At 72.6% G+C, this 19,074-nt stretch carries 18 protein-coding genes; 16 read left to right on the top strand and 2 right to left on the bottom strand.

What is annotated here, in order from left to right; all coding sequences use genetic code 11:
- Window positions 1–147 precede the first annotated feature (147 nt).
- On the bottom strand, window positions 148–1,131 hold the full coding sequence (locus AB0411_RS05885) for a ScbA/BarX family gamma-butyrolactone biosynthesis protein (RefSeq protein ID WP_366415986.1): 984 nt from the start codon (window positions 1,129–1,131) through the stop codon (window positions 148–150).
- 172 nt (window positions 1,132–1,303) lie between these two features.
- Between AB0411_RS05885 and AB0411_RS05890 the strand changes: the two genes are divergently transcribed.
- Window positions 1,304–1,978: a ScbR family autoregulator-binding transcription factor gene (locus tag AB0411_RS05890; RefSeq protein WP_366415987.1), complete on the top strand. Its 675-nt coding sequence runs from the start codon at window positions 1,304–1,306 to the stop codon at window positions 1,976–1,978.
- Between the two features lie 583 nt (window positions 1,979–2,561).
- Window positions 2,562–5,006: an MFS transporter gene (locus AB0411_RS05895; protein WP_366415988.1), complete on the top strand. Its 2,445-nt coding sequence runs from the start codon at window positions 2,562–2,564 to the stop codon at window positions 5,004–5,006.
- Between the two features lie 198 nt (window positions 5,007–5,204).
- Here the strand turns inward: AB0411_RS05895 and AB0411_RS05900 are convergent, their stop codons facing one another.
- The gene (locus AB0411_RS05900) at window positions 5,205–5,738 is read right to left on the bottom strand and encodes a GNAT family N-acetyltransferase (RefSeq protein ID WP_366415989.1); all 534 of its coding nucleotides are present in this window, start codon (window positions 5,736–5,738) and stop codon (window positions 5,205–5,207) included.
- 51 nt (window positions 5,739–5,789) lie between these two features.
- Here AB0411_RS05900 and AB0411_RS05905 point away from each other — a divergent pair, with 51 nt between their 5' ends.
- The 14 genes from AB0411_RS05905 to hypF all read left to right on the top strand — a co-directional run bounded on the left by AB0411_RS05905 (window position 5,790) and on the right by hypF (window position 19,031).
- Window positions 5,790–6,026 carry a hypothetical protein gene (locus AB0411_RS05905; RefSeq protein WP_366415990.1) on the top strand — a complete coding sequence of 79 codons (237 nt, stop codon included), beginning with the start codon at window positions 5,790–5,792 and terminating at the stop codon, window positions 6,024–6,026.
- A 163-nt stretch (window positions 6,027–6,189) separates the two neighbouring features.
- Window positions 6,190–6,336: a hypothetical protein gene (locus AB0411_RS38070; RefSeq protein ID WP_437041430.1), complete on the top strand. Its 147-nt coding sequence runs from the start codon at window positions 6,190–6,192 to the stop codon at window positions 6,334–6,336.
- 933 nt (window positions 6,337–7,269) lie between these two features.
- The gene (locus AB0411_RS05910) at window positions 7,270–8,016 is read left to right on the top strand and encodes a DUF4232 domain-containing protein (protein ID WP_366415991.1); all 747 of its coding nucleotides are present in this window, start codon (window positions 7,270–7,272) and stop codon (window positions 8,014–8,016) included.
- 217 nt (window positions 8,017–8,233) lie between these two features.
- Window positions 8,234–9,322 carry a hydrogenase expression protein HypE gene (locus AB0411_RS05915; protein ID WP_366415992.1) on the top strand — a complete coding sequence of 363 codons (1,089 nt, stop codon included), beginning with the start codon at window positions 8,234–8,236 and terminating at the stop codon, window positions 9,320–9,322.
- An 85-nt stretch (window positions 9,323–9,407) separates the two neighbouring features.
- Window positions 9,408–11,192 (top strand): nickel-dependent hydrogenase large subunit, encoded by a 1,785-nt coding sequence (locus tag AB0411_RS05920; RefSeq protein WP_366415993.1) that lies wholly within the window; start codon window positions 9,408–9,410, stop codon window positions 11,190–11,192.
- On the top strand, window positions 11,189–11,797 hold the full coding sequence (locus tag AB0411_RS05925; RefSeq protein WP_366415994.1) for a hypothetical protein: 609 nt from the start codon (window positions 11,189–11,191) through the stop codon (window positions 11,795–11,797). Before AB0411_RS05920 ends, AB0411_RS05925 begins: the two co-directional genes overlap by 4 nt.
- Window positions 11,794–12,462 carry a DUF5947 family protein gene (locus tag AB0411_RS05930; RefSeq protein WP_366415995.1) on the top strand — a complete coding sequence of 223 codons (669 nt, stop codon included), beginning with the start codon at window positions 11,794–11,796 and terminating at the stop codon, window positions 12,460–12,462. Before AB0411_RS05925 ends, AB0411_RS05930 begins: the two co-directional genes overlap by 4 nt.
- Window positions 12,459–13,175 (top strand): DUF6084 family protein, encoded by a 717-nt coding sequence (locus tag AB0411_RS05935; RefSeq protein ID WP_366415996.1) that lies wholly within the window; start codon window positions 12,459–12,461, stop codon window positions 13,173–13,175. Before AB0411_RS05930 ends, AB0411_RS05935 begins: the two co-directional genes overlap by 4 nt.
- Complete coding sequence (locus AB0411_RS05940) at window positions 13,172–14,593, top strand: hypothetical protein (protein ID WP_366415997.1); 1,422 nt, start codon at window positions 13,172–13,174, stop codon at window positions 14,591–14,593. The genes AB0411_RS05935 and AB0411_RS05940 overlap by 4 nt, the downstream gene beginning before the upstream one ends.
- A complete protein-coding gene (locus tag AB0411_RS05945; RefSeq protein ID WP_366415998.1) occupies window positions 14,590–15,159 on the top strand; it encodes a hydrogenase maturation protease in 570 nt (189 codons plus the stop codon). The genes AB0411_RS05940 and AB0411_RS05945 overlap by 4 nt, the downstream gene beginning before the upstream one ends.
- Complete coding sequence (locus AB0411_RS38075; protein ID WP_403146537.1) at window positions 15,153–15,257, top strand: DUF6893 family small protein; 105 nt, start codon at window positions 15,153–15,155, stop codon at window positions 15,255–15,257. The genes AB0411_RS05945 and AB0411_RS38075 overlap by 7 nt, the downstream gene beginning before the upstream one ends.
- Window positions 15,258–15,384: 127 nt before the next feature.
- On the top strand, window positions 15,385–15,765 hold the full coding sequence (locus AB0411_RS05950) for a hydrogenase maturation nickel metallochaperone HypA (protein WP_366415999.1): 381 nt from the start codon (window positions 15,385–15,387) through the stop codon (window positions 15,763–15,765).
- 3 nt (window positions 15,766–15,768) lie between these two features.
- Window positions 15,769–16,620 (top strand): hydrogenase nickel incorporation protein HypB, encoded by an 852-nt coding sequence (gene hypB / locus AB0411_RS05955; RefSeq protein WP_366416000.1) that lies wholly within the window; start codon window positions 15,769–15,771, stop codon window positions 16,618–16,620.
- Window positions 16,617–19,031 carry a carbamoyltransferase HypF gene (gene hypF / locus AB0411_RS05960; protein WP_366416001.1) on the top strand — a complete coding sequence of 805 codons (2,415 nt, stop codon included), beginning with the start codon at window positions 16,617–16,619 and terminating at the stop codon, window positions 19,029–19,031. Before hypB ends, hypF begins: the two co-directional genes overlap by 4 nt.
- Window positions 19,032–19,074 lie beyond the last annotated feature (43 nt).

Raw genomic sequence — 19,074 nt, forward strand, 5'->3', positions numbered from 1 at the left:
CCCTTGCTGGTGGGACACGGGGAGCCCGGTGCCCATGCCTCAAGAGCCCTCACCACTCGCGGCAGACGGCCCCGCAGGCCGCGCGGTCCGGTGGCTCATGAAGTGTGGAGTCCCTGCTGAGATTGTCATGGCTCGTGAGGTGTGCGCTCAACGCTCGGTGTCCAGTGCGGTCAGGGTGGAGACGAACACCGGTTTGCCCTCCTGGGAGCCCGTGACCTGGACCGTCGTGGTGGAGGGGAGTGCGGACGGGACGTGTCGGGCCACGATGCTGCAGGGGATGCCGTGCTCGGCGTAGCGGTGGAATTCGGTGCCGAAGGCGTACGGCACGAAGATCTGGGGAGCGGTCAGCGCCCGGGCGGCCTGCTGTGCGGCGTCGAGCAGCAGCATCCCCGGGATGTGGTCGTTCGCCGGATTCACCATCGCGCCGTGGCCGGGCGCGATGCGCAGTTCCCATCGGCCGGACCGGTCGGTGGGGGACAGCAGCACATCGCTGTCCACGGCGCTGCCGGTCACCTGGTGCGGGACGGGTGCGGGCAGCGGGCCCAGGGTGCGGCGTGCGGCCAGCCGTTCGCCACGGATCCGGCGGTAGACGGCAGGGGAGGTGACGGCGACATCGGAGTAGCCCGTCGCGACGATCCGGCCCGCCTTGCGGATGGTCATGGTGAAGTGGCCACTGGACAGCGTGCCGCCCCGCAGGCGCATCCGGCTGCAGGTGACATCGATGGTCAGCCGGGTGGGCCCGCCGCCAACGGCCAGGTGCTCGGGGTGGGTTGTGTACACCAGGTTGCCGAGGATGAAGTGGTGGCCGACCGGTACGCCGAGTTCGGTGTGGCACAGGAGCAGCCCCGCCTGGCGGATGGTCTCGCCGGTGAGGATGAGATGGTGGCGGCCGTGCACCGGGGTGAAGTACCCGTGGTTGTGCGGCCACTGGGCGGTCAGCGTGAAGCGGGAGTCGTCCAGCCGGCGCCATGAGGTGACCAGAATGTCGTCGGCAACGGGACGGTGAACGAACTCCTGAGGGACGCAGGGGGCATAGCGATGTCCGGCGGCCGCACGGTGGCTCCCCTTCGCGTGCGTCTGATGTGGAGCCCTGGGCTGAACCGTGCCGCTGACGTGCATCGTGTCGCTCATGAGTGCCCCCAGGCGTCTCTACGGGAAGAGGTGCATCGCTGATAAGATACGTACCATCCGGTTTTATTTTCAATGCCGGGCGTCGAATTGCAGCAAGTGGCTGACCCAGGGGGGAATTGAGCGGTAGCTAACTGATGCGAACATGGAAAACACGAGAGACAGGAGGCGTCCTGTGGCACAACAGGACCGCGCGATCCGGACCCGGCGACTGATTTTGGAGGCGGCCGCCGCGGTTTTCGACGACCTCGGCTACGACCGCGCGACCATCGCCGAAGTCCTCGACCGCGCAGGCGTCACCAAGGGCGCCTTGTACTTCCACTTCGCCTCCAAGGAGCAGCTCGCGCTGGCGGTGCTCGATGAGCACGTACTGGACATCGCCGTGAAGCCGCAGAACATCAAGTTGCAGGAGTTCGTCGACGCGGGTCAGGTGCTGGCCTACCGGCTGCGCAGTGACCCGATCCAGCGCGGGGCGGCGCGGCTGGCGGTCGAACAGGGCTCCAACCACCTCGACCGCAAGCAGTCGATGCTCTCGTGGAGCGTGTTCGTCGAGGGGCTGCTGAACGAGGCGAAGGACCGCGGTGAAGTGATGGAGAGCATCGTCGTGCGGGAGACCGCGGAGCTGTTCGTCGGCGCCTTCGCCGGGCTGCAGATGATGTCCCAGGCCTTCACCAACCGGGCCGACCTCAGCCGCCGGTTGACCATCTTCTTCGAGCACACCCTCCCGAGCATTGCGGTTCCGGCCATCCTCGCCAAGCTCAAGCTGGGTTCTGAGCGTGGTGCACAACTCGACGCCGCGCTCCAGGGGAAGGCGTCGGCGAACGCCGGAATCGATGCCGCGGCGAGCTGATCGCGGCGCCTCGGGCCGGGTGGCTCGCGACGGCCGGGTGGCGTGGACCGCCCGGTGGGGGTGGGAGGCGAAAACATACCGCGCATGCGGTGTTGGTTCCCGAACCGTGTAAGTGTCGTGGATGAACGGTGCAGGTCAGAGGCGCCGCGGGGGCTCCCGCGGCGCCTCTCGTCGTGGGCGGGAAGGTGCGCTCGGCGCGGCGGGCGAGCGGCCGGGCGGCGGCGTCCGGAGGTCTCTGCCGGACGGGATTGTCAGTGGGGTGCGGTTCACTGGGACTCGGCGGGTTCAGCGGAGTCCGCGCGTCGAGGACGAGGCCGGGGGAGGCCCGATGAACGGGGCGAGAGGGAGTCAGGAGCGGGGCGGAGTGAGGCAGATCACGGCCTCCGGGGAGCGAGGGCGGCCGGTGCCGCGGAATAGACCGCCGCGATAAAACGTTCGGCATGCACGTATCCATGGCCCGATCATGCCGATGCCCGGGGGAGACGCCCCAGCCCTCGAACCCTGCTGCTCACCCCTGCTCCCACCACCCGCTCACCCCCCACTCCCACCGACGCTCACCTCTGCCGCCCTGGAGGCCGCCCGCATGACCCGGACGACGACGGACCAGCTCCCCGGAAGGGCGGCGGGCACCCCTGCCGAGCCCCCCGTGCCCGACCACGCCGCGGGCGGGCACCGCAGAACCCGCGGCGGCATCGTCCCGGTCCTCGCCTTCTCCGGCATCGTCGTCGCGGTCATGCAGACGCTGCTGGTGCCGGTCATCAAGGACCTCCCGGTGCTGCTCAACACGGCGCCCAGCAATGCCACGTGGGTCATGACGGCCACCCTCCTCGCCGGTGCCGTCTCGACGCCCATCATGGGACGCCTCGGTGACCTGTACGGCAAGCGGCGGATGCTGCTCACCAGCCTCGCCATCATGGTCGTCGGCTCGCTGGTCTGCGGATTCACCAGCGACCTGCTCACCATGATCGTGGGCCGGGCGCTGCAGGGCTTCGCCATGGGCGCCATTCCGCTCGGCATCGGCATCATGCGCGACGAGCTGCCGCGCGAACGGCTCGGCTCCGCCATGGGCCTGATGAGCTCGTCGATCGGTGTGGGCGGCGGACTCGCGCTGCCGGTCGCGGCCCTGGTCGCCCAACACGCCGACTGGCACACCCTGTTCTTCGGCGCCGCCGGGCTCGGCGTGCTGTCGATGCTGCTCACCTTCCTGACCGTCCCGGAGAGCGCGGTGCGTGCCCGGGGCCGCTTCGACGTGGCGGGCGCCCTCGGGCTGTCGGCCGGCCTGGTCGCCCTGCTGCTGCCCATCACCAAGGGCAGCGACTGGGGCTGGGGTTCGCCCACCACCCTCGGTCTGTTCGGTGTCGCGGCCCTGATCCTGGTGCTGTGGGGCGTGATGGAGCTGCGCATCGCCGATCCCCTGGTCGATCTGCGGACCACCGCCCGCCGCGAGGTCCTGCTGACCAACCTCGCCTCGATCACCGTCGGGGTGGCCTTCTACGCCGTGTCCCTGGTGCTCCCGCAGTTGCTGCAGCTGCCCGAGTCGACCGGCTACGGCCTCGGCCAGTCCATGGTGGTGGCCGGCCTGTGCATGGCGCCGCTGGGCCTGACGATGATGCTCGTCGCTCCGCTGTACGCGCGGATCGCCGCCCGGCGCGGCCCCAAGGTCTCCCTGCTGATCGGCATGCTGGTCATCGCGATCGGCTACGGCGCGGGCCTCGGCCTGATGACGGCCCCCTGGCAGACCGTCATCATCGCGGTGGTCCTCGGCGCCGGCATCGGCCTGGCGTACTCCTCGCTGCCCGCGCTGATCATCGGCGCCGTCGACCCGTCCGAGACCGGTGCGGCCAATGGTCTGAACACCCTGATGCGCTCGATCGGCACCTCGGTGTCCAGCGCCGTGATCGGCATGGTGCTGGCCCATATGTCCCAGCGGACGGGACCGGCCACGGTGCCGACGATGGCCGGGTTCCGGGTGTCCTTCCTGATCGCCACGGCCGCCGTCATCGTCGGTGTCATCCTGGCCTCCTTCCTGCCCTCGGCGCGCCAGGTCTCCCGGCCGACCCTGGTCGCGCAGAGCACGGACGACGCTGCCGGGGAAGCCGGCGGCGCGGACACCGATGGTGTGGCCGACGCCGGCAACGGGGCGTCCGGGCTCGTGAAGTCGGCGCCGGCCGGCTCCCGGCCGGCCACCGTGCCGGAGGCCACCCGCCCGGCTTCCGCCCCCGCCGGGACGACCGCGGCCGAACCGGCCACGGTTCGTTCCGGGTTCGCGGGCCGTGTCCTGGACCCCGCCGGACTCCCCGTCCCGGGTGCGAGCGTCACCCTCATCGACCGGCAGGGGCGCCAGGCCGGCGTCACCACGGCCGCCGCCGACGGCCGCTATGCGCTGGCCGCCCCCACGGCGGGCACCTATGTCCTGACCGGCGCCGCGCCCGGCCACACCCCGTACGCCGCCTCCGCCCTGTACCGCGGCGAGGGCACTGCGGCCCGGGTCGATCTGATCCTCGCCGGCACCGGCCGCCTGGGCGGCGTGCTGCTCGGCGGCCAGGAAGGAGCGCCGCTGGCCGGCGGGAGCATCGTCCTCACCGACGCCGCCGGCGAGGTGGTGGCCCGTACGGCCTCGGCTGCCGACGGGAGTTGGGACGTCGCCCCGCTCCCGCCCGGCCCGTACACCCTGGTGCTCAGCGCCCCCGGCCATCAACCGCAGGCCCGCGCCCTGGAACTGTCCGGCGGCGAGCCGGAACGGCAGGACACCCGTCTGCGGCCGACCGTCACCGTCCGCGGAACGGTACGGGGACCGCACGGACGGCCGCTCGCCGAGGCCGCCGTGACCCTCGTCGAGGACGGCGCGGTCGCCGGGCACACCGTCACCGGCCCGGACGGCGCCTTCGCCTTCTTCGACCTGAGCGCGTCCCACTACACCCTCACGGCAGCCGGCCATCCGCCGCACGCCGTCGGCATATCCCTCGCCGACGGCGCCCACGAGACCCTCGACCTGGACCTCGCCCAGCCGTCGGTGGCCACCGGCTGACCCGGGCGCGCGGTGCGCGCGCCTTGCTGCGTCCCCGCCCCTGCCCCCGGGCCTCCGCGCCCGTCTCCTTCTCCGGAGCGATCGCGGGGTGGGGGAGGGGCGGCGGCCTTCGACGACGCCGCGTCCGCACGCATGCCCACCGAGGAGCGCGGGAGGCCCTCCAAATTCTTGGACCGCGGCCGATTTCCCGCGCCCCGCTCAGCCCTGGTACTCCGTGAGATCAATGCTGTGCACCGTCAGTGCATGGCCGTACTCCGGATGCGTCGCCTCCCGCTCGATGGCCATACCGAGCTTGCGCAGGACGTTGTCCGAGGCCTCGTGGCCGAGCCGGTTGACGGCGATGACACGGTCCAGGCCGCGGTCCTGGAGGGCGAACTCCAATACGGCCTGGGCGCCTTCGGAGGCATAGCCCTGGCCCCAGTACTGCCGTCCGAAGCGCCAGCTGATCGCCACCTCGTGCGCCGCCTCCGGAAGGAAACCGGGTACGGACAGGCCGACGCATCCGGCCAGTTCGCCCGAGGCGAGCAACTCGACGGCGAAGAGGCCGAAGCCCTCGTCGTCCCACTCCTCCTCCCACCGTTCGATCTCTTCGGCGGTCTGCTCCAGGTTCAGGACGGAACCGTCGCCGATCCAGCGCATGACCACCGGGTCCGCGTTGATGTCCGCCATGGGGGCGAGATCGTCGTCGGTCCAGCGGCGGAGGATGAGGCGGGGGGTGCGGATCTCGGTCATGCCGCCCATCCTGTCCAATGCCGGGGGCTCGGCGGAAATCGACGGCCGCCCGTGCGCGACCACTCACTGCGGCGCAGGTCAGCAGCGCCCCAGCAACTGCGCCTGCGTCTCGTCGAGTTCGACGGCGAGAAGGGGGCTCGCCGCCTCGCCGTCCCCGCCGGCAACCGCCTCGACCAGTGCGGCACGGCGGGCATCGCCGTGCCGCGGGTCCTCGTCGCGCAGCCCCGCCAGCTCCACGAGGTCGATCAGCCCCTGGCGCAGTGCCGGTACGAACTGCGCGAACCATGACGGAGGGCTTGCATCCGGCCGCCCGGCCCCCGGCCCCCCGGCCACCCGGCCGCCCGCGCCATCCCTACGCCGGTGAGCTCGTCCGCCCCGCCTTCTCCGGCACCCACCAGGACGCCATCAGCAAGGCCCGGCCCACCACGCCCGCAGCGCCACCGAGCTGGACCTGCCGCGGTCCGAGGCCACCTGGCCGGTGCCGTACCTGCCGGTCGACCCCGCCGGTCTCGGCTGCACCTACGAGGAGGTCATCCGGGTCGACAGCCCGTCGGGCAAGGGTGGGATCGCACCCCTCCTCCAGGTGCACCACGGATAGGTGCACCACGGGCCGGACCTCCGTCGGACCTGCGCGCCGATTTCTCCCGCACGGTGCGGCGCGCCACGGACGGCAGCGGGCAGGAGGTCACACCGAAGGACCTGGGGGAGCTGTTCCGGGGCATCTGTCCGGCGCCGGGGAGGACGGTCCGCCGACGCTCGCCTCGTTGACCGCCACCGAGCCGGCACCGGGCGTCCACCGCGTGGTGTGCGAGCTGGGCGGTGGCGCGGGCGCGGGTCCGGGGGCGCTACGAAGGCGCCGGCAGCGACCCGCTCGCCGCTTCGCCGACGCGATGGCCGCCGCCGGGTACCCCGTCGCCGCCCTCACCCGCGCCGGGCACCCGGTCGGCCCGGTCCCGGACGGTGGCGCTCTCGCCTCTCTGTGCAGTGCCGGCCCGGCGGCGGCACGTACGGGGGCGCCGGTCGGGACGCCTCCCTCCTGGCGGCCCCGGCGCGGGCGGTGCTGCCGGCCGTCAACCGGGCGAGCGGGGGATCGCGAGGCCGTGAGCGACAGGGCGTAACGGGCCGGCGGGCCGGCCGACGCAGGGGGAGCGGGGAAACCGCCGGGACCGGGGAATCCGCCGGGCACGGGAGAAACCGTCGGGCCCGCGGGCGCTGCCGGGTCCGTAGGCGCTGCCGGGCCCGGCGGGGCTCCTGAGCCCCCGGGGACGGCGTTCTCGGGCGACGGAACGGCCGAACATGGCGGTGGCGTATCCGCAACTCGGGAATTCTCTGCGATTCTGGGCGACAGGCCCCGAATACCGGCTGGTCACACCGATAGCCGGGGTCACCGGCGTGCCGAGCACTCCGGTTCGTTAGTGGTGTGTTAGTGCCTCGTTAGCGGACCGGCAGTGCCCCGGGCCACGCTGGCTGGAGCACCGGACCGTACCCACCCACGACGAGAGCTCGCACCTACCAGACGAGGGGGACACTTATGTCGCTCATCATCAAGACACCCGGCCGCGGCCGTCGTGTCGCCGCGGGATCGCTGATCGCCGTCGCGGCGCTCGCGCTCACCGCCTGCCAGGGCGGGCCCGATGCCGCATCGCACCCCTCGTCGGCCGCCGCACCCCGTACGTCCCACGACACCCGGAGCGGTGACGGGTCGCAGTCGGCGGGCGGCGGAGGCACGTCGTCCGCCGCGAAGCCCCAGTCCTCCGTGCCCGGCCAGGGGCCCTCGGCGGCCTCGGCCAAGGCGACGCCCCCGGGCAGCAAGCCGACCGGCAGGACGCCGGGCGCCACGGAGTCCCAGGCCTCCGCCATGACGGCCTCGGACCGCTGCACCGCCGCCCAGATGTCGCTGCGCCTGGGCGCCTCCGACATCGGTGCGGGCAACGTCCGCTACCCCCTCGTTTTCACGAACAAGGGCAACAAGGCCTGTTCGCTGCGCGGCTACCCCGGGGTCTCGCTGATCAAGCGGGACGGCTCGGCCGTCGGCAGGCCCGCCACCCGCGGGGGCGGCTCCGGCGGCGTCGTCCGGCTCCAACCGGGGCAGAGCGCACACGCCGTGCTGCACACCCTCAACGAGGGCGTCTCGGACACTCCGTGCTGGGACCGCTCGCAGCTCGTCTTCGTCTACCCGCCCGGATCCAAGGCGTCGATGACCACGGGCAGTGCCGGACTGCGGGTGTGCGGCGGACGGTTCGAGGTGACCTCAGTGGAGGCCGGGGGCCTGGGCTGACCTGCGGTACGGCGACACGGGAGCCGGGCGGCCGCGCGGGCGGTCACCCGGCTCCCGGTGTTTTCCGGCGGGCGGCGCCCTGCGGCGGACCGGTCGCCCGGAGGGTTCACCGCAACGGCCCCTTGTGACCGCCCCGCGGTCCCGGATCGGTGTTACCAAGGTGGATGGAAGCCTTGAATGAGTGCTTTCGTTGCATATCTGCCGAGGAGCCGTCCCCATGTCTGCAGCTTCGAGCGCGGCCACGCAGGCCGCTGCGAACGGAAAGCCGTCCGCCGAGGAAGAGTCCCCGATCCACATTCTCTGGATCAACGCCGGCCTGAGTTGCGACGGCGACTCCGTATCGCTCACCGCAGCGACCCAGCCGAGCATCGAGGAGATCGCGCTCAGTGTGCTGCCGGGGCTGCCCAAGATCGCCGTCCACTGGCCACTGATCGACTTCGAATGCGGCCCGGTCCAGGGCGCGGACAACTTCATCGAGTGGTTCTTCAAGGGCGAACGCGGCGAGATCGACCCGTTCGTGCTGGTCATCGAGGGGTCCATCCCCAACGAGTCCATCAAGCCGGAAGGCTACTGGTGCGGTTTCGGCGACGACCCGGAGACCGGCCAGCCGATCACCACCAGTGAGTGGATCGACCGGCTGGCCCCCAAGGCGCTCGCCGTGGTCGCGATCGGCACCTGCGCCACGTACGGCGGCATCCACGCGATGGCGGGCAACCCGACCGGAGCCATGGGCGTGCCCGACTACCTGGGCTGGGACTGGACCTCGAAGGCCGGCATCCCGATCGTCTGTGTACCCGGCTGCCCGATCCAGCCGGACAACTTCTCGGAGACGCTGGTCTACCTCCTCTACCAGGCGGTGGGCTCGGCCCCGATGATCCCGCTGGACGACCAGCTGCGGCCCTCCTGGCTCTTCGGGGCGACCGTGCACGAGGGCTGTGACCGGGCCGGCTACTACGAGCAGGGCCAGTTCGCGACCACCTACGACTCGCCCAAGTGTCTGGTGAAGCTCGGATGCTGGGGTCCCGTGGTCAAATGCAACGTGCCCAAGCGGGGCTGGATGGACGGCATCGGCGGCTGCCCGAACGTCGGCGGAGTCTGTATCGCCTGCACCATGCCCGGCTTCCCCGACAAGTTCATGCCGTTCATGGACGAGCCTCCCGGCGGCAAGCTCTCCAGCACCGCCAGCGCCGCGTACGGCAGCGTCATCCGCCGGCTGCGCGACATCACGGCCAAGACCGTCGATCACGAGCCCAAGTGGCGCCACCGCGGCGACCAACTGACCACCGGCTACCGCAAACCGTGGTGAACGCACCCCGCCCGTAGCCGTCCGGCTCCTCGGCACCTCCGTTCGACCTCACCTCCGCGCGCAACAGAAGGGCACGGCACTCACGATGGCACCGAAGACAAAGGCGGCCGGTGACGGCAGCGGTCTGACGGAGATGTCCTGGGATCCGATCACCCGGATCGTGGGCAGCCTCGGCATCCACACGAAGATCGACTTCAAGCAGAAGCGGGTGGCGGAGTGCTACAGCACCTCCTCCGTCTTCCGCGGCTACAGCGTCTTCATGCGCGGCAAGGACCCGCGTGACGCGCACTTCATCACCAGCCGGATCTGCGGCATCTGCGGCGACAACCACGCCACGTGCTCCGTCTACACGCAGAACATGGCCTACGGGGTGAAGCCCCCGCACCTGGGGGAGTGGATCATCAACCTCGGCGAGTCCGCCGAGTACATGTTCGACCACAACATCTTCCAGGAGAACCTGGTCGGCGTCGACTACTGCGAGAAGATGGTCCGCGAGACCAACCCCGGTGTCTGGGAACTCGCCCAGCGCACCGAGGCCCCGCACGCGGCCGAGCACGGCTACCGCACCATCGCCGACATCATGAGCTCCCTCAACCCGCTGGAGGGCGAGTTCTACCGCGAGGCGCTCCAGGTCAGCCGCTACACCCGGGAGATGTTCTGCCTCATGGAGGGCCGCCATGTGCACCCCTCCACGCTCTACCCGGGCGGTGTCGGCACCATCGCCAGCGTCCAGCTCTTCACCGACTACCTCAGCCGGCTGATGCGCTACGTCGAGTTCATGAAGCGCGTCGTCCCGCTCCACGACGACCTGTTCGACTTCTTCTACGAGGCGCTGCCCGGATACGAGGAAGTCGGCCGGCGGCGGGTGCTGCTGGGCTGCTGGGGTGCGCTCAACGACCCCGACCACTGCGACTTCACCTACCGCAACATGACGGACTGGGGACGGAAGATGTTCGTCACCCCCGGCGTCATCGTCGACGGCAAGCTGGTCACCAACGACCTCACCGAGATCAACCTCGGCATCCGGATCCTGCTCGGCAGCTCCTACTACCAGGACTGGGAGGGCCAGGAGCAGTTCGTCACCCACGACCCGCTCGGCAACCCCGTCGACCCGCGCCACCCGTGGAACCAGCACACCATCCCCGCCCCGCAGAAGCGCGACTTCAACGACAAGTACAGCTGGGTGATGTCCCCGCGCTGGTTCGACGGCAAGGAGCACCTGGCGCTGGACACCGGCGGCGGCCCGATCGCCCGCCTGTGGTCCACCGCGCTGTCCGGGCTCGTCGACACCCCGTACGTCAAGGCCACCGGCCACAGCGTCACCATCGACCTCCCGCGCAGCATGACCAAGCCCGAGGCCCGCTTCGAATGGAAGATCCCGAAGTGGAGCAACGCGCTGGAGCGCAACCGCGCGCGCACCTACTTCCAGGCGTACACGGCCGCCATGGCGCTGCACTTCGCCGAGCAGGGGCTCGAGGAGGTCCGGGCCGGACGCACCCAGACCTGGGAGAAGTTCGAGGTCCCCGACGAGTCCATCGGCTGCGGCTTCACCGAGGCGGTGCGCGGCGTGCTCTCGCACCACATGGTCATCCGGGACGGGAAGATCGCCAACTACCACCCGTACCCGCCCACCCCGTGGAACGCCAGCACCCGTGACACCTACGGCACCCCGGGCCCGTACGAGGACGCCGTGCAGAACACCCCGATCTTCGAGGAGAACACCCCGGAGAACTTCAAGGGCATCGACATCATGCGCGCGGTGCGCAGCTTCGACCCGTGCCTGCCCTGCGGCGTCCACATGTACGTCGGAGACGGCAAGTCCGTGCAGAAGATGCACGTGCCCACCGGCCTGAGCGGACTGTCCGGATGAGCGCCCGGGCCACCGCGGCACAGGCCGCCGCACCCCGGGCCGGTGTCCCCCAGGGCGCCGCGGCCCAGGGCACGGTGAACGCGGAGACGACCGGACGGCGCGTCGAAGAGGCGCTGGACCGCCTCGCCCAGCGCGACCGGGAGGCGGGCGCCGCCGCCGAGGAACTCGTCCGGGTCCTGATGGACTTCTACGGCGCGGGACTCGCCCGGATCGTGCACCTCGTGGGCAGCGGCACCGGCGACGACGGCCCCCGGGCGGCGCTGCTGCGCGACGAGCTGGTGACCAGCCTCCTGGTGCTGCACGACCTGCACCCCGAGGACACCGTGACGCGCATCGGCCGCGCCCTGGACAGTGTCCGCCGCCAACACCCCGCGGACATCGCGGAGTTCGACGCCGACAGCGGGGTGCTGCGACTGCGCGCCGGGGAGGCCGGAGGCTGCGGCTGCCCGAGCACGAACCAGCAGGCGCAGCAGGCCGTCGAGGCCGCCGTGTCCTGCTTCGCGCCCGATGTGACCTCGGTGCGGTGGGAGGCGGCGGGCGCCACGGCCGAACCGACGCTGCTGCAGATCTCCCCCCGGCCGCCGACCGCCGCCCCCGCCTCGTGAGCGGCCGGCTGACGGCGCCCCCGCGGCTCGGACCGTCGACCGCCCACCGCGGCCTGCGCCGTTTCCGCACCCCGGCGCCTCCCGCCCCCGAACGCTGCGAACTGTGCGGCGTGGTGCTCGCCGAACACAACCACCGCCACCTGGTCAACACCGAACGCCGCGCGCTGGCCTGCGCCTGCACCCCCTGCGCGCTGCTCTTCGAACAGCCCGGGGCCGGCAGCGGACAGTTCCGTACCGTCCCCGACCGCTACCTCGTCGACCCCGGCCACAGCCTCGACGACGCGGCCTGGAACCTCCTCCAGATCCCCGTCGGCGTCGTCTTCTTCCTGCGCCACGCCGACCTCGACCGGCTGGTCGCGCTCTACCCCAGCCCGGCCGGCGCCACCGAGAGCGAACTCGACCCCTCGACCTGGCAGACCGTGCTCGCCGCCAGCCGGCTGGCCGGCCTGCTGCGGCCCGACGTGGAGGCGCTGCTGCTGCGCCGCTTTGAGGGCCGGATCGACTGCTATCTGGTGCCCGTCGACATCTGCTACGAACTCGTCGGCCGGATGCGCCTGTTGTGGCAGGGCTTCGACGGCGGGGCGGAGGCACGCGCCGCGCTCACCGAGTTCTTCGCCAAGGTCGCCCGCCGGGCCCGGGAGCCGAGGGAGGACGACCGGCCGTGACCGATCTGTCCTTCGCGTGCACCGGCGTCCGAGCCGACCGCTACGCCGCGGCCCCCACCCTGCTCTTCCGGCTGCGCCTGACCGCCACCGGAGGCGACCGGGTGCACGCCGTCGCGCTGCGCTGCCAGTTGCGCATCGAACCGGGCCGGCGCGGCTACCGCACCGACGAGGCCGAGGCGCTCTCCGATCTCTTCGGCGAGCGGTCCCGCTGGGGCAGCACCCTGCAGCCCCTGCAGTTCGCCCAGGTCTCCCTGGTCGTCCCCGGCTTCACCGGCGAGACCGAGGTGGACCTGCCGGTCCCGTGCAGCTACGACCTGGACGTCGCCGCCGGCCGCTACTTCCACGCGCTGCGCGACGGCGAGGTCCCGCTGCTGCTGCTGTTCTCCGGCACGGTGTTCGCCGGCACCGGCGGCTTCCGCGTCGAGCCGGTGCCCTGGAACAAGGAAGCGTCCGTGCGGATGCCGGTGTCCGTCTGGCAGGAGATGACCGAGACGCACTTCCCCGGCTGCGGCTGGCTCCGGCTGCCCCGCGAAACCCTCGACGCGCTGCTCACCTACCGCTCCCGGCACGCCCTGCCCTCCTGGCAGACGACCGTCGCCTCGCTGCTGGCGGCCGCCGAGGGCGGCGAGCCGCCCGCACCGCGGGCCCGGCTCTTCCCCGGTGTCGCCGCCCGCCCCGCCGCCCACCCCGTCAGCGAAAGGACCGCGCCGTGACGACCAGCGTCCGGCCCGACGACACGGCGGACCGCTTCGCCACCGCCCGCCAGGTGGCGGATGCCGTGCTGTTCGAGGGCTATGTGCTCTACCCGTACCGCGCCTCCGCCGCCAAGAACAAACTCCGCTGGCAGTTCGGCGTCCTGGTACCGCCCGGCTGGGGCGCCCGGAGCGCGGAGCACTCCGTCCAGCGCACCGAATGCCTCATGGAACCCAGGTCGGGGGCCCGGCTCTCGGCCGAGCTGCGGTTCCTGCACGCACAGCGGCGCACCGTCCAACGCGTGGGCACCGACGGCGCGTTCGAGACCGTCGACACGCTCGAACTTCCCGACCGGGTACTGGTCCCCTGGGACGAGGGCGTCGAGGAGCGCGTCACGCTCGATGCCGAGGTGTCCCGGCTGACCGGCGAGGGCGTCACCGTCCCGTTCACCCGGCCCGCCCGGGAGGAGACCGAGCCGGTGCACGACGCCGGCGGGCAGCTCGTCGGCCGGCTGGTGCGCCGCCGCGCGGAGCTCCACGGACGCGTGCGGCTGACCGCGAGCGCCCTCGACGGCCCCTACGCGGCGCTGCGGCTGACCGCGACCGTCGAGAACACCAGCGGCTGGGAACCCGAGGGCTCCGGTGCCGACCGTGATGCGGCACTGCCCCACTCGCTGGTCGGCGCCCATCTCTTCCTCGGCCTGAGCACGGGCTCGTTCGTGTCCATGACCGACCCGCCGGAGTGGGCCAGGGGTGCGGTCGCGGCCTGCCGCAACGAGCACGCCTGGCCCGTGCTGGCCGGCGAATCGGGCCGCGCCGACGTCGTCCTGTCCTCCCCGATCATCCTGGAGGACCACCCGGCCATCGCCCCCGAGAGCCCCGGCGCGCTCTACGACGCCCTGGAGATCGACGAGATCCTCGCCCTGCGCACCGCGGCCCTCACCGACCAGGAGAAGCGCGAGGCCCGCGGCACCGACCCCCGCGCCGCCGAGGTCATCGAGCTCGCGGACACCATGCCGCCCGAGGTGCTGGAGCGGCTGCACGGCGCCGTACGGTCCCTGCGCGAGGTCACCGGACCCGGCCCGGCCGCACCCGACGACCTGACCCCCGACGTGCCGGGCCTGCGCCCGGACACCCCCTGGTGGGACCCGGAGAGCGACCGCAGCGTCGATCCCGTACGCGACCGGATCACCGTCGACGGGCGGTCGGTCGGCGCCGGCAGCCGGGTGCTGCTGCGCCCCGGCCTGCGCCGCACCGACGCCCAGGATCTCTTCCTCCAGGGCCGCACCGCCCATGTCGAGGCCGTACTGCACGACGTCGACGGCGGGGTGCACCTCGCGGTGACCGTGGAGGGCGACCCGGGCGTCGACATCCGGCGCGAGCAGGGCCGGTTCCTGTACTTCCAACCCGATGAGATCGCTCCCCTGGAGGACGCGTGAACGCCGAAGCACCCGTCGCCGGGCCCCCCGCGAAGACGCTGATCGCGGGCGTGGGCAACATCTTCCTCGGCGACGACGGCTTCGGTGTCGAGGTCGTGCGCCGGCTGGGCGAGCACCCGCTGCGCGACGGCGTCGAGGTCGTCGACATCGGCGTACGCGGGGTCCACCTCGCCTACCAGATGCTCGACGGCTACCACACGGTGCTCCTGGTGGACGCCTCCGCGCGCGGCGGCGAACCCGGCACCGTCTACCTCCTCGACGCCACCGCCCCGGCCGGCGCCCCTGCCCGGGACACCGCGCTCGACGGCCACCACATGACCCCCGACACCGTGCTCGCGCTGCTCGACACGCTCAGCGCGGGCACCGACGGCCGGCGCCCGCAGCGGGTCCTGGTCGTCGGCTGCGAACCCGCCGATGTCGCCGAAGGCATCGGGCTCAGCGAACCGGTCGACGCCGCGGTCGACGAGGCCGTGGGGCTGATCCTGCGGCTGGTCGGCACGGCGGAGCCGGCACCGGCCGGCGCCGGACCGCACACCAGTGATGAGAGGAACTCGACACCATGCTGAAGCTCGCTCTGGGCGGGGCGCTCGCCGCCGTGCTCGCCGTCGCCGTCAGGTCCGTGCTGCCCGACGTCAAGCGCTATATGCGGATCCGTTCCATGTGAGCCGGGGCGCTGCACCGAACGGTGTACGCCACCGCGCCGCCCCGGCGAGGCACCGCGGCCGCCCTGCGGACGCGCCGTCTAATGATGCCGAGCGGTACCCGGCCGTGCCCGCACCAGAGAGGGACCGATGCACGAGATGTCCATCGCGCTCGCGGTCGTGGAGCAGGTCGAAAGCGCAGACCGCCCCGCCGGGGCCGGCACCGTCAACAGCGTCCGGCTCCAGGTCGGCGAACTGGCCGGGGTGGTCCCGGACGCGCTGGCCTTCTCCTTCGAACTCGCCTGCGCGGGAACGGTGTTGGAGGGCGCGGAACTCATCACCGAACCCGTCCCGGCGCGTGCCCGCTGCGGCCCCTGCGCACAGACCTGGCCGGTGGGCATGCCGCCGCAGCTCAGCTGCCCCGGATGCGGCGGGGCGACGACCGAGCTGCTGTCCGGCCGGGAACTGCAGATCGTCCGAGTGTGCTGGAACGACGCCCCGGCGCACGTCCCGATTCCTGAGGAGCGCTGAACCATGTGCCGTGTCGTCGACCTGCAACAGGCGGTCCTTGCCAAGAACGACGCCTGCGCCCACACCCTGCGCGAGGACCTCGCCGCGCGGGGCACCGCGGTCGTCAACCTGCTCTCCAGCCCCGGCAGCGGCAAGACCGCGCTCCTGGAGCGGGAACTGACCCTCGCCCGCAGCCGGGACATCCCGGTCGCGGCGCTCACCGCCGACCTCGCCACCGAGAACGACGCCGTCCGGCTGGCCCGCTCCGGAGTGCCGGTCAAACAGGTGCTCACCGACGGCCTGTGCCACCTGGAGGCCGAGATGCTGGGCGGGCACCTGCACGGCTGGCTCCCCGCCGACACCCGGCTGCTGTTCATCGAGAACGTCGGCAATCTGGTCTGCCCGGCCTCCTACGACCTCGGGGAGACGCTGCGCATCGTGCTGGCGTCGGTGACCGAGGGCGAGGACAAGCCGCTGAAGTACCCCACCGCCTTCGGGCTGGCCCACCTGGTCGTGGTCACCAAGACCGACATCGCCGAGGCGGTCGCCTTCGACGAGGCGGAGTTCCGCGCCAACGTCGAACGCATCAACCCCGGCGTCGAGGTCGTCCTGACCTCGGCGCGCCGCGGGGAAGGGGACGGTGTGCTGGTGGACCGGGCACTGGCCGCCCGCGACGGGGCGCCGGTGCACATCCCCGTCATGACCCGCAAGTCCCATCACGTCCATGATGCCGACGACGGCCAGCCGCGCGACGAGGGCCACCCCCACGGCGAGGGCCACTCCCACCACCGGGATCACACGCACGCCCCGCGGGCCCAGGACGGCGGCCCCGCGCGCACCAGCGACTCCGGCACCGTGGCGTCGAGTCGCTCATGACCACAGGGCAGGCCGGCGGGGGCCTCGCGACGGCCCCCGCGACAGCCGCCGCACGCCGCCGGATCACCGTGCGCGGCGTCGTCCAGGGCGTCGGCTTCCGCCCGTTCGTCCACGCCCTCGCCACGGAACTGGGCCTGACGGGCCATGTGACCAACACCGGGGAGGGCGTCGTCGCCGAGGTCGAGGGCGCCGTCGCCGCGCTCGACCTGTTCGGCCGCCGGATCGGCGCCGATGCGCCGCCGCTGGCCGTGGTCGAGGCCGTCGACGCCGAGGACGTCGCGGTGCGGGGCGACGCCGGGTTCCGCATCCTCCCCTCGCGCGCCGACGGCCTTCCCCGCACCCTGGTCTCCCCGGACGCCGCCACCTGCGACGCCTGCCTCGCCGAGCTGACCGACCCGGCCGACCGCCGCCACCGCCACCCCTTCCTCACCTGCACCCACTGCGGGCCGCGCTTCACCATCGTCACCGCGGTTCCCTACGACCGGGCGCTGACGACGATGGACCGCTTCCCGATGTGCCCCCGCTGCGCGCGGGAGTACGCGGACCCGGCCGACCGGCGCTTCCACGCGCAGCCCATCTCCTGCCACGACTGCGGCCCCCGCCTGCGGCTGCTGACCGCGGACCCCGCCGACCCCACCCGTCCCCCGCGCCCCGCCCCCGGCACCGACCCGGTCGCCGCGACCCGCCGGCTGCTCGCCGAGGGCGCGATCGTCGCGGTCAAGGGCCTCGGCGGCTACCACCTCGTCTGCGACGCCTCCGACGACACCGCCGTCACCCTGCTGCGCGCCCGGAAGAACCGCGGCGGCAAACCCTTCGCCCTGATGGCCCGTCAACTCCCGGACATCGAGCACCTGGTACGGGTACGAGCCGAGGAGCGCGCCCTGCTCACCGGGACCGTACGCCCCATCGTCCTGCTGCGCCGCCGCCGGGACCCCGCGCCGGCCCCGGACGCGCCGGTGCTGTCCGACGCCGTCGCCCCCGGCAGCCCCGACCTGGGCGTCATGCTGCCCTACACCCCGCTGCACCACCTGCTGCTCGGGCTGCCCGGCGATCGGCCCGGGCCCCGGCTGCTCGTCATGACCAGCGGCAACGTCGCGGGCGAACCGATCGTCACCGACGACGAGGACGCCGTACGGCGCCTGGCGCACCTGGCCGACGCCTGGCTCACCCACGACCGGCCGATCCGGATCCCGTGCGACGACTCCGTGGTCCGCGTCAGCGACGGCGAGCCGCTGTTCATCCGCCGCTCCCGCGGGCATGCGCCGATGCCCATCCGCCTCCCGGTGCCCGTACGCCCCGCGCTCGCCGCCGGCGGCGACCTCAAGAACGTGCTGTGCCTCGCCGAGGGCGACCGCGCCTGGCTGTCCGCGCACATCGGCGACATGGACGACCTGGCGACCCAGCTCGCGTTCGAGGAGGCCGAGGCGCATCTGGAGACGGTCACCGGGGTGCGCCCGCAGCTGCTCGCCGCCGACCGGCACCCCGGCTACCGCTCCGGGCAGTGGGCCCAGCGCCACACCGACGGGCGGCCGCTGGTCCGGGTCCAGCACCACCACGCCCATGTCGCCGCCGCCATGGCCGAACACGGCCTCCCCGACGGCCACCCCGTCATCGGCGTCGCCTTCGACGGCACCGGCTACGGCGACGACCACGCCGTCTGGGGCGGCGAGATCCTGCTCGCCGACTACGACGGGTACCGCCGCTTCGGGCAGCTCGCCTACGTCCCGCTGCCCGGCGGGGACACCACCGTACGGCGCCCCTACCGCATGGCCCTGGCCCATCTGCGCGCCGCCGGCCTCGACTGGGCCGCGGACCTGCCGCCGGTGGCCGCCTGCCCGCCGCAGGAGCGGCAGTTGCTGGCCCGTCAGCTGGAGCGCCACCTCAACTGCGTGCCCACCTCCAGCATGGGCCGCCTCTTCGACGCGGTCTCCTCCCTGGCCGGGATCTGTCACCACGCCGGATACGAGGCCCAGGCCGCCGTCGCCCTCGAAGCCGCGGCCCTGACCGCGGGCGAGGACCACGGCCCCGGCTATGCGTTCGCGCTGGGCGACGCCCCGACGGGCACGACGGGCGCCGACACCGTCGCCGACCCGGCGCCGGTGCTCACCGCCGTCGTGGCGGACCTGCGCGCGGGCACCGCACCGGCGCTGGTCGCGGCCCGCTTCCACTCCGCGGTCGCCGACCTCGTCCGCCGCTGCTGCGCCCTGGCCCGGGACCGCGCGGGCCTGACGACCGTGGCACTGACCGGCGGCGTCTTCGCCAACACCCTGCTGGCCGAGGCCACCGCCCGCCTCCTGCGGCAGGACGGCTTCACCGTCCTGCGCCACCGCCGTGTCCCGCCCAACGACGGGGGACTGGCGCTCGGCCAGATCGTCGTGGCGGCGCGCACCGCAGGAGCCGCCGCGCGCTGAGCTGTGCCACGGCGCGGCGGACGCAACGTACCCACGACGAGGA

Origin of the sequence: Streptomyces angustmyceticus (assembly GCF_040701845.1) — a bacterium.
Taxonomy (GTDB): domain Bacteria; phylum Actinomycetota; class Actinomycetes; order Streptomycetales; family Streptomycetaceae; genus Streptomyces; species Streptomyces angustmyceticus_A.

Excerpts from the sequence above, each read along its gene's own strand:
- AB0411_RS05885 (WP_366415986.1), bottom strand. The coding sequence starts at position 1,131 with ATGAGCGACACGATGCACGTCAGCGGCACGGTTCAGCCCAGGGCTCCA.
- AB0411_RS05895 (WP_366415988.1), top strand. The coding sequence starts at position 2,562 with ATGACCCGGACGACGACGGACCAGCTCCCCGGAAGGGCGGCGGGCACC.
- AB0411_RS05900 (WP_366415989.1), bottom strand. The coding sequence starts at position 5,738 with ATGACCGAGATCCGCACCCCCCGCCTCATCCTCCGCCGCTGGACCGAC.
- AB0411_RS05910 (WP_366415991.1), top strand. The coding sequence starts at position 7,270 with ATGTCGCTCATCATCAAGACACCCGGCCGCGGCCGTCGTGTCGCCGCG.
- AB0411_RS05915 (WP_366415992.1), top strand. The coding sequence starts at position 8,234 with ATGTCTGCAGCTTCGAGCGCGGCCACGCAGGCCGCTGCGAACGGAAAG.
- AB0411_RS05920 (WP_366415993.1), top strand. The coding sequence starts at position 9,408 with ATGGCACCGAAGACAAAGGCGGCCGGTGACGGCAGCGGTCTGACGGAG.
- AB0411_RS05925 (WP_366415994.1), top strand. The coding sequence starts at position 11,189 with ATGAGCGCCCGGGCCACCGCGGCACAGGCCGCCGCACCCCGGGCCGGT.
- AB0411_RS38075 (WP_403146537.1), top strand. The coding sequence starts at position 15,153 with ATGCTGAAGCTCGCTCTGGGCGGGGCGCTCGCCGCCGTGCTCGCCGTC.
- AB0411_RS05950 (WP_366415999.1), top strand. The coding sequence starts at position 15,385 with ATGCACGAGATGTCCATCGCGCTCGCGGTCGTGGAGCAGGTCGAAAGC.
- hypB (WP_366416000.1), top strand. The coding sequence starts at position 15,769 with ATGTGCCGTGTCGTCGACCTGCAACAGGCGGTCCTTGCCAAGAACGAC.
- hypF (WP_366416001.1), top strand. The coding sequence starts at position 16,617 with ATGACCACAGGGCAGGCCGGCGGGGGCCTCGCGACGGCCCCCGCGACA.